A 1,811-nucleotide genomic window follows, 5' to 3' on the forward strand; every position below is an offset into this window, starting at 1 on the left:
AAGCGCTTCGACTTCAAATGCCCCATCGAGGTGATGGGAGAGGTCATGCAAAATGCCATGGCGATGCGGCATGATGCTCCGGCTTCAATTCAATAACCGTGTTGCACTCAGCTCCTGCAACCGCCCATTTTAAATGAATTCCTAGACAAATCGAAATACAGCTACATCAGCCTATATGGCACCGGCAATTACGATGACATTGACGCAGCCCTATACCAAAGCATATATCCAGCCCTAACAAACAAAGGCGTAAAATTATTAGGAAGGCTCGGAAAGGCGGCCCTTAAATACAGCCGAATTGATGGGGCCATCAAGCTCAGCGACATAACTTCCCCTTCAAAAGATCGACTATATATTTTTGACGACCTAGAACGATCAAAACTACCCGCCGACCAAGTTCTAGGCTATATAAATGAACTTGTGGAGCACGATGGGTGCAAGGTCCTAATCATTGCTAACGAGTCAAAGCTCCTAGAGAACAAGACCTACATCGAGACCAGAGAGAAGCTGATAGGAAAAACCCTAGAGGCCCAGCCCGTGATTGAAGATGCGCTGCGCCACTTCCTAAGCAAAGTATCCGACACAAACGCTAGAAGCATATTGCTCAGCCATATAGATATTTTAATCAGGATAGCCAAGCAAGCCAGCGCTAAGAACCTCCGCATTCTTCAGCAATCAATTTGGGATTTTGAGCGTCTTTCCAAGCATCTAAAAGAACATCACTATAAAAAACCTGAAGGCATTAACGCATTAGTGTCTTTATTTTTCTGCATCGCTATGGAGGTAAAATCTGGCACCCTCAGCATTTCTGATATAAAAAATAGACCTGACGGTTTTATCAGGCGCATGCAAAAAGCTAGAAGCGATGAGCCGTCTACAGCTATTGATGACACTCAAAAAAAATTCCCCGAAATAGATATCCATGACCGTTTGCTCACAAACGATGTTCTGGTCGACATCCTTTTCAAAGGCATAATTAACTCCGACGCCCTCAACGAATCATTAGATCAAAGTTCAATCTATATAGACCCGCTAGCCGAACCAGCTTGGCGCACAGTTTGGCACTCAGCAGAGCGCGACGAAGCAACTGTCGAGAAGGCAGTTATAGAGATGGAAAGAAAATTTGAAAAAAAGGAATACTTAGATCTTGGAGAGATCCTCCACGTAGTAGGCCTGCGCTTATGGCTCTCCGACATCTCAGAACTAAGAATCGATCGCAACCAAGTCATACAAGAAGCAAAAAACTATATAGACCACCTGTACAAAAATAGATTACTCCCCCCCATAAACAGGGGCTATTTCGGCGACCTTGAAACTGGCTACGCCGGTCTAGGAATCTATGAGTACAAAGAGAGCGACTTTCAAGATTTCCGTCACTACTTACGCGCACGACAAGAACAAGCAAATTTGGACTCATACCCTGACAAGGCCCAGGAACTGCTTAAAGAAATGAGTAGCGACACAAACCTATTTCATCGAAGACTTAACTGGACAAACGACGCAGATGACAATATCTATGCAAACATTCCATTGCTTGCAGCAATCCCACCAGAGCAGTTCGCATCACAACTACTCAGCCTTCCGCCACTGAATAGAAAAACAGCAGTTATTGCGCTGTATTCAAGGTACAGCAGTGGGAACCTAGAGCGAGATCTGCAAAACGAAAAAACTTGGATAAGCGAAGTGGGCGGCGGCAAAAACTGAGTGCAACACCTGACCTTTCCGGTACGGTGCTGCCCCTATGTCTTATACCGAACTCAGCGTTGAAGAGCGCGCCACCATTCAAATCGGTCGTACCCAAGGCTTCAGCC

The 1,811-nt window shown here is 45.5% G+C and carries 1 protein-coding gene; it reads left to right on the forward strand.

Annotated elements, in window-relative coordinates; genetic code table 11:
* Window positions 1-537 precede the first annotated feature (537 nt).
* Window positions 538-1,704, forward strand: coding sequence for a hypothetical protein (locus tag DMX10_RS32720; RefSeq protein ID WP_146603118.1), 1,167 nt, complete (start codon window positions 538-540; stop codon window positions 1,702-1,704).
* The last annotated feature ends 107 nt before the right edge of the window (window positions 1,705-1,811 follow it).

It is taken from the genome of Pseudomonas sp. 57B-090624 (assembly GCF_003234055.1).
Classification (GTDB): domain Bacteria; phylum Pseudomonadota; class Gammaproteobacteria; order Pseudomonadales; family Pseudomonadaceae; genus Metapseudomonas; species Metapseudomonas tohonis.